This is a genomic window from Microbacterium sp. 18062 (genome assembly GCF_902706225.1).
GTDB lineage: Bacteria > Actinomycetota > Actinomycetes > Actinomycetales > Microbacteriaceae > Microbacterium.
Window position 1 is genome coordinate 1 of record NZ_CACSKB010000088.1, and the last position, 8,510, is coordinate 8,510.

General features: G+C 68.7%; 2 protein-coding genes. One reads left to right on the top strand and one right to left on the bottom strand.

The genetic code is table 11. From position 1 onward, the window contains the following. Positions 1 to 2,531, bottom strand: a 2,531-nt coding sequence (locus GVL03_RS18435; RefSeq protein WP_159502474.1) for an AMP-binding protein, incomplete at its 3' end; no start/stop codon positions are given. Between the two features lie 148 nt (positions 2,532 to 2,679). Between GVL03_RS18435 and GVL03_RS18440 the strand changes: the two genes are divergently transcribed. Beyond that, positions 2,680 to 8,510, top strand: a 5,831-nt coding sequence (locus tag GVL03_RS18440; protein WP_159502475.1) for a non-ribosomal peptide synthetase, incomplete at its 3' end; no start/stop codon positions are given.

The following is an 8,510-nucleotide window of genomic DNA, read 5'->3' on the forward strand; positions in this document are numbered from 1 at the left end:
AACGGGTCTGCGACGAACCGCTCCGCGGTGAGGGCGAACCGACCCACGTACCCGTCCGCGAGCTGCACGCCGCCCAGATACAGCTCTCCTGGAACCCCCGGACCGACCGGACGCAACCACCCGTCCAGGACGACCGCGCGCACGTTCGGCCCTGGACCTCCGATGGGCACCACGACCAGGTGAGGCGACAGGCTCTCGACGTCCAGGGACAGGAGCGTGACGTCGACGGTGGTCTCGGTCGGGCCGTAGACGTTGTCGATCCGCGCACCGCCGAACACGCGCCGGGCCTCGAGCGCGGCGGAGACCGGGAACGCCTCGCCCGACACGAACACCTGCCGCAGCGACGAGAGCCGCCCGGGATCGGGCTCCGAGGCGAGGAAGGCCTGCAGCATCGACGGCACGAAATGGGTCACGGTGACCTGCTGCCGTGCGATGACGTCGGCGAGGTACTCCGGATCCTTGTGGCCCTCTTCCTCGGCCACGACGACCGCGCCGCCGACCAGCAGCGGGACGAAGAACTCCCAGAGCGAGGCGTCGAACGTCGCCGGGGTCTTCTGCAACACGCGGTCCTCCGGACCGAACCCGTGGACCGCCTGTGCCCATGCCAGCCGGTTCACGATCCCCCGGTGGGTGACCCGGACCCCCTTCGGTCGCCCCGTCGTCCCCGACGTGTACACACAGTACACCTCGTCGTTCGGCGACAGCCGCCTCGACAGCGTCGGCGCCGTCTCGGCGCCCCGGGCCAGCGCGTCCGCGATGTGCGCATCGTCGAGAAGCACGAGCGACGAGGCCAGGTTCGCGAGACCGGATCGATGCGCGGCCTCGGTCAGACGATCCGTGACGACGACCGATACACCCGCATCCATGAAGACGTAATCCACGCGATCCGCCGGATACGACGTGTCCGCGGGAACCCACACCGCGCCGGCGCGGATGATGCCCGCGAGGGTGACGACCAGATCGCTCGACCGGGGGAGCAGCACGCCCACCCGGTCTCCGACGCCCACGCCCTGTGCGACGAGCAGGCGGGCGAGTGCGTTCACACGCGCGTCGAAGGCGGCGAAAGAAAGCTCCGAACCGCTCGCATCGTCGATGACGGCGATCCCGTCCGGACGCGTGGCAGCCCGCGCCCGGACCAGCTCGTCCAACGTGGAATCCGGCACCTCGAGCTCTGCACCATTCGACCATGATCCGGTCTGAGCGCTCTCCTGCGACGTCATCACCGAGGGGAGATCGACGACCCGAACATCGGGACCACGACGGAGCGCCGCCTCCAGGAAACCCGCGAAGCGATCCGCTTGGGCGATCAGCTCATCCGCGTCGGCGAACCTCTCATGGCTCGCGAGTTCCAGTCGCGAGCCGTGCACCGAATCGGAGTAGACCGTCAGGTCGAGCCGCCCGATCGGGCCGGGATTGACCGTCTCCTGCCGGCCGACCAGGCCGCCGAAGTCGGCCTGGTAGTCGAACGCCTTGATGTTGATGTGCGGAAGGGCCCGGTAGTCGAACTCTCCCCCGGGCCAGCGGCGTGCGACATGCTCTTCCGTCAGGTCCTTCTCCCGGCTCGTCCGGCGAAGCTGATCTCCGACCTCTCCGGCGACATCCCCGATCGGCGACTCGCCGTCGAGGTCGACCACGAGCGGAAGCGTCGTCACGAGCATCCCGGGCGTGCGCAGCGCGGCAGGGGAGTTCCGCATCATGAACGGCACGCGGAGGATCAGCTCCCGTCGCCCTTCCTGGAGGGACATGTAAGTACCCCACAGCGCCGTGAGGTACGCGGCCCAGGTCACCTTGGTCTCACGAGCCGCATCCTGCAGCCGAGACCAGGCGGATGGGTCCAACGGCACCGCCACACGGCGGTCGGAGATCAGGAACAGATCATCGCCACGCGTCGCCGGCGCATGACCGAGAGGCTCAGACCGGTCGAACATCGACGCCCAGCGGTTGGGTATGCTCGGGGAGCCCGTGTCGGCGACCGCGGAGTTCTCATCGTCGACGACCCTCGACCACTCGTCGAACCATCGCCCCGGCTGATCATCGCCCGCGAGCGAGGCCGTGTAGATCTCGGCGACACGTCGGGTGAACAGCGACAAGCCGTATGCGTCGACCAGCAGATGATGGCTCGAGAAGCTCCATACCCAGGAGCCGCCCTCCCGATGGAACAGTGTCGAGCTGGAGAGCGCGTCGCCGACGGGATCGGCGGGCGAGTCATAGGACGCTCGAACCCGATGCCGGATCGCGGCGTCGTCGGCCGGCTCTTCGACGACCTCGGTCACGAGCGACGACGAGTCGTCGATCCACTGCCACGGCGTGCCGTCGACCTCTGCGAAGCGCGCACGGAGAGCGTCGGCCTCCTCGAAGGCGCGTGCCACGGCGTGCCCGAACGCCGCCGAGTCGACGGCCCCGTCGAGCCATACGAGCTGACCGATGCGGTAGGCCGTCGCCGTGGGGAACAGACGTTGCGCCGCCCAGACTCCGCGCTGCGCACGGGTGAGGGGGATGAGTTCGCGCGAGATGTGGTCTCCGTGGGTCACTTAGGTGAGGCTAATAAAACTTCGGTCGGATGGCAACGACATTACGTGGACGAGGACACGGCCGCCAGCGCACTTGACACCGCAACCCCCGATCACCACAGTGGACGAAGGATAGGTGTGGCTAAGCTAATTTCAGGAGCAGGCATTCGTGGACATCGCTGATCTGCAGAAGCGGTGGAACGACCGCACGTCCCCCACAGACACCGCGACGGTCCCCGAGCTCTTCGCGTCGGCAGTCCGTTCCGCCCCCGATGCCCCGGCCCTCGTCGACGGCGACCGGCTCCTCACCTACGGGGAGCTGTCGGCGCGGGTCTCGCAACTGGCTCACGCCCTCCGCCGGCGGGGTCTCGCCGCCGAGGACACGGTGGGCATCTGCCTGCCGCGGTCCGCGGAGATGGTGGTCGCCGTCCTCGCCGTGATGGTCGCCGGCGGCGCGTTCGTCCCCGTCGACCCGGAATGGCCGGCGGCGCGACGCGCGCAGGTGATGGCCGACGCCTCGGCCCGATTCGCCCTCGTCGCGGAGGGCGGACCCGAGCAGCCCGCCGCCGAGCCGGTCGTCGTGAGCCTCGACGACTGGCGCTTCGGTCAGCTCCCGTCCGAGCCGCCGCACATCACGATCGCGAACGGCCAGCTCGCGTACGTGATCTTCACGTCGGGTTCCACGGGAACGCCGAAGGGCGCCATGATCCGTCATGAGGCCATCTGCGAACGCCTCATGTGGCAGCGCGACCACGTGCTCCTGTTCGGGCCGGACGACGCCTCGCTGTTCAAGGCTCCACTCGCGTTCGACATCTCGGTCAACGAGATACTGCTACCGCTGATCTCGGGCGGCCGCGTCGTCATCGCCGCCCCGGGGCAGGAGAAGGACCCCGACTACCTGCTCGACCTCATCGCGGGCGAGCGGGTCACCTACCTCTACCTCGTGTCGTCGATGCTCGACGCACTCCTCGTGCTGGATCGCGAGCGCGGCGTGTCGGCGCTCGGCGGCGTCAGGCACGTCTGGTGCGGCGGGGAGGTGCTGACCCCTCGGCTCTTCGAGCAGTTCCGGAAGCAGCTCTCCACCACGCTCTACCACGGGTACGGCCCGGCCGAGGCGACGATCGGAGTGTCGCACGTCGTCTACCGCGACACCGCGGAGCGGATCGCCACGTCGATCGGCCGTCCGAACCCGCACACCCAGCTGTACGTCCTGGACGAGACGCTCTCTCCGACCCCGGTGGGCGTCGGCGGCGAGCTGTACGCCGCCGGCTTCCTGCTCGGACGCGGGTACGTCGGGAACCCGCTGCTGACGGCGTCGGCCTTCGTGGCGAACCCGTTCGCCCCAGACGGCTCGCGTCTCTACCGAACGGGAGACCTCGCCCGCTGGACGGAGGATGGGACCCTGGAGTTCCTCGGCCGCGCCGACAACCAGGTGAAGATCCGCGGCCGGCGCGTCGAGCTGGAGGAGATCGAGGTCGCCGTCTCGCGTCACCCGCAGGTGCGCCAGGCCGCTGTGGTCCTGAGGAAGGGCGACGCCGGCGTGGAAACCCTCGTCGGCTACGTCACCGAGACGCCGGGCGCAGCGCTCGACGTCGACGCGCTGCGGAGATGGTGCCTCGAGCAGCTGCCCGACTACATGGTGCCGACGACGCTCATTGTCCTCGACGCGTTCCCCGTCACCGCGAACGGCAAGGTGGACCGTCGGGCGCTGCCGGAGCCGGCCGAGGTCCGGCAGGGAGAGGCCGTCGCACCGAAGACACCGACGGAGACGCTCCTGTGCGGCATCTTCGAAAGCGTCCTGGGGGTCGAGGAAGTCGGCGTGGACGATGACTTCTTCGCTGTCGGAGGGGATTCGATCCTGCTGATCCAAGTGGTCATCCGCGCCCGCAGAGCGGGGATCACCGTGACCACGGCGGAGGTTCTCGCCGCCCGCACGATCGCCACCCTTGCCACGCTCATAGATCAGCGCACTCGGGAAGAGGCCGTCGATGTCGTGCACGTCCCAGAGACGTCGAGCTCCGCGCTGTGGCCGATCGCGGCCGCGCACGTCGGTCTTCCTGGGTTCGAGGCGTTCACGCAGTCGTTCGTGTTCACGACGCCGTCGGGACTCGACGAGGATGTCCTGCGCCATGCGATGGAGCGCGTGGTCGGGCATCATCCCGTGCTGAGCGGCCGCCTCACCCGAGACGAGACGGACCGATGGTGTTTCGCGATCCCGCGCACGGCGCCCGCGAGCGCGGGCGACCGACTCCGCACGGAGAGGGTGACGGGACCTTGGTCCGCCGCGGAGTGGGTCGAGCGCGCTGAGAAGACGACAGGGGAGCTGTCGGAGTCGTTGGATCTCGAAACCGGCGTGCTGTGGCGAGCCGTCTGGTTCACGACAGAGGCGGAGAGCACGGGGCGGCTGCTGCTGGTCATCCACCATCTCGTCGTCGACGGCGTCTCGTGGCGAATCATCGGAGACGACCTGAGGCACGCCTGGGAGCTCGAGACCGGTGCGACGACGGAGCCCCTCCTCCCGGCCGGCACGAGCATGACCGCATGGTCCGCCGCTCTTGCGTCGCGTGCGCACGACGAGGACATCGCATCCCAGTGGGGCTACTGGACCGAGACGATCTCCGGCGAAGAGCCCCTGCTTGGCTCCCGCGGCCTGGACACCGCACAGGACACGCGCGCGACGTCGGGGAGCGTGAGGGTCACGGTTCCCGAGGACGTCACCCGCGCCATTCTCACCGACGTCCCGCAGGCGCTGACCGCGGAGGTCAACGATGTCCTCCTCGGAGCCTTGACGGCGGCCGTGGGAGCGTGGCGTTCCCGACACGGCGTCGATCATCGGCGCGTCCTTATCGGGCTGGAAGGCCACGGTCGAGAGGAATCTCTCGTGCCTGGCAGCGACCTGTCCTCCACGGTCGGATGGTTCACGTCCTGGTATCCCGTGGCCCTGTCCACCGACGACATCGACCCCGCGCTCGCGGTCGTCGACCCCTCCGCTGCGGCCGACGCGGTCCTCCGCGTGAAGGAACACCTTCGCACCGTCCCCGGCAAGGGTCTCGGATACGGGCTCCTCCGTCACCTCCGCCCAGAGTCCGTGGAAGCCCTCGTATCCGGGAACATGCCCCAGATCGGCTTCAACTACCTCGGCCAGTTCGGAGGCGTCGACGCACGGGATGTGCGCGCATGGGCGACGGCGCCCGAGCTTCCAGGCATCGGAGGGCACGCACCCGAAGCACTGCGCATCCCGGCGGCGATCGACATCAACGTCGCCGCGGTGCCGAGCGGAGACGGTCCGGTACTCGAAGGAACGTTCGCGTTCGCATCCGGCATCGTCGACAAGACCGACGTACGCGAGCTCGTCACGCTCTGGCAGGCTGCCCTGACGACCCTGAGCGCTCATTCTCGGACGACGAGCACGACGCGTCACTCCCCGTCCGACCTCACCGTGTCCGGCGTGCCTCAGGGTGACCTCGACGGGTGGGCATCTCGCTACGGGGAGTTCGTGGACGCGTATCCACTGGCTCCGCTTCAGCGGGGGATCGTGTTCGAGTCCCTGATCGGAGGGGGCGAGGGAGGCGTGGATGTCTATGTCACTCAGACGATCCTCCACGTCGAAGGCGCTCTCGTTCCGGGTCGGCTCCGCGACGCCTTCGTCCGGGTCTTGGAGCGATTCCCGAATCTCAAGGCCGCGATCACTACGACCGGATCCGGCGAGCATGTGGCCGTCATCCCCGCATCGGTCACGATCCCGTTCTCGGTCACCGACGCCACGAACGCGCCGAACCCCGATGAGGCCGCACGAAGTGTCGCAGATCGGGACAGGACGATCCCGTTCGATCTCGAAGCGGCCCCGCTGATGAGAGTCAACCTGGTGACCACGTCGTCGACGACGCATGCGGTGGTGCTCACGATGCATCATGTGCTTGCCGATGGCTGGTCGGTGCCCGTCCTAGCCCGCGCACTCCTCGACGCGTACCGGACGCCTACGACGCCCGTCATCCCTGACCGGGTGTTCCCCGCGTTCCTAACGTGGCTCGACGACCGGGACGAGAGCGCGTCCCTTCAGCAGTGGGAGCGAACGCTGTCGGCGGTGGAGGAACCCACGTTGGTTGCGCCATCATCCCCCGCAGCATCGACGGCGTTCCCCGAGGAGGTGCTGTTCGAGTCGGCGGAGGCGCAATCCGGGGCATTGCATGCCACCGCACGAGAAGCCGGTGTGACATTGAGCAGTCTGGTGCAGACCGCGTGGGGGATGTTCCTCAACACCGTCACGGGGCAGGGCACCGTCGTCTTCGGCACCACTGTCTCCGGGCGTCCGGCGGACATCGATGGGATCGAAGGCGCGGTCGGGCTGTTCATCAACACCATCCCCACGCCCATCGCGCTGGACGGAAATCCCACGCTTCGGGACCTCGTCCGTCGGGTGCAGAATCAGAACGCCCGTCTCCTGGATCACCACCACACACCGCTCGCCAAGCTGCATCGTGTCACCGGAGTCGACAGACTGTTCGACACACTCGTCGTCTATGAGAACTACCCGTTCGACGAGCAAGCCCTCGTAGCCAGGCATGAGGCAGGCGTCGCCTTCAGCGATCTCGAGATCCGCGACTCCACCCACTATCCGCTCACTCTCGGCGTCTTCCCCGAAGCCTCACGCATCCGTTTCCGTCTCTCCTATGCCACGGATTTGTTCGATCCGGCGACGGTGGCCCGGTTTGTGGGGGTGTTCCGGCGTGTGTTGGAGGCGATCGCGTCGTTCCCGGACGAGCGGGTGAGCGGTCTGGATCTGCTTCCCGCGGATGACGGGCGTGCTGTCGCGGAGTGGTCTTCGGGCTCAGTCCGCGATGTCCCCGTGACGACGTTGGACGGGTTGATCCGTGCGCGGGCGGCGGTGTCGTCCGATGGCATGGCGGTGGTGGATGACGCGACGGGTGTGGCGTGGTCGTTCGCGGGGTTCGATGCCCGGGTGAACGCCCTCGCCGGGCTGCTCGCGGGCCGGGGGGTCGGGGTGGGGGACCGGGTGGGGGTGCTGTTGCCGCGTTCGGGTGATCTCGTCGTCACGCTCATCGCGGTGATCCGCGCCGGGGCCGCGTACGTCCCGATCGATCCGGACTACCCGGCCGAACGCATCGGCCAGATCCTCCAGGACGCCACGGTGGGGGTCGTGGTCACCGACACTGCCACCGGTGCTGCGCACGCGGGCGTGCTCGACACGGCGGGCGCGGACACGATCCGACTCGACGACGAAGCGGTGCGGGCGGTGCTGGACGCCGGAGCGCCCGACGCCCCCGTGCTGTCGCGGGCGCTGGCCCCGCAGGATGCGGCGTATGTGCTGTTCACCTCGGGAACGACCGGGCGCCCCAAGGGCGTCGCGGTCTCGCATGAGGCGATCGTGAACCGGCTCGCGTGGGTACGGGACGACTACGGTGTCGGCCCCGCAGACCGGGTGCTGCAGAAGACGCCGGACACGTTCGACGTGTCGGTGTGGGAGTTCTTCCTCCCCCTGGTCACCGGAGCGAGCGTGGTCGTCGCGAGGGACGGCGGTCACAAGGACCCGGATTACCTCGCCGACGTCATCCGGCGGCAGCGGGTCACGGTGGCGCACTTCGTGCCCTCGATGCTGCAGGCGTTCCTCGCATCGGGCCCCGACCCGGACACGGTGTCGTCGGTGCGGTGCGTGTTCTTCTCCGGCGAGGCCCTGCCCGCCGCAGCCGCCATCGCTGCGGACAGGCTGTTCACGAACGCGGGCCTGCACAACCTCTACGGCCCCACCGAGGCCGCCGTCGACGTCACCGCGCACCCGGTCGATCCCGTCGCCCTCACGGATGCCGCGGTCGTCCCGATCGGTGCTCCGGTGGCGAACACGGTGGTACGGGTGTTGGACGGGTGGTTGCGTCCGGTCGGTCCGGGGGTTCCAGGAGAGCTGTATCTGGGCGGCGTGCAGCTCGCGGACGGGTACGTGGGTCGGTTCGCCCTCACCGCGGAGCGGTTCGTCGCAGACCCGTT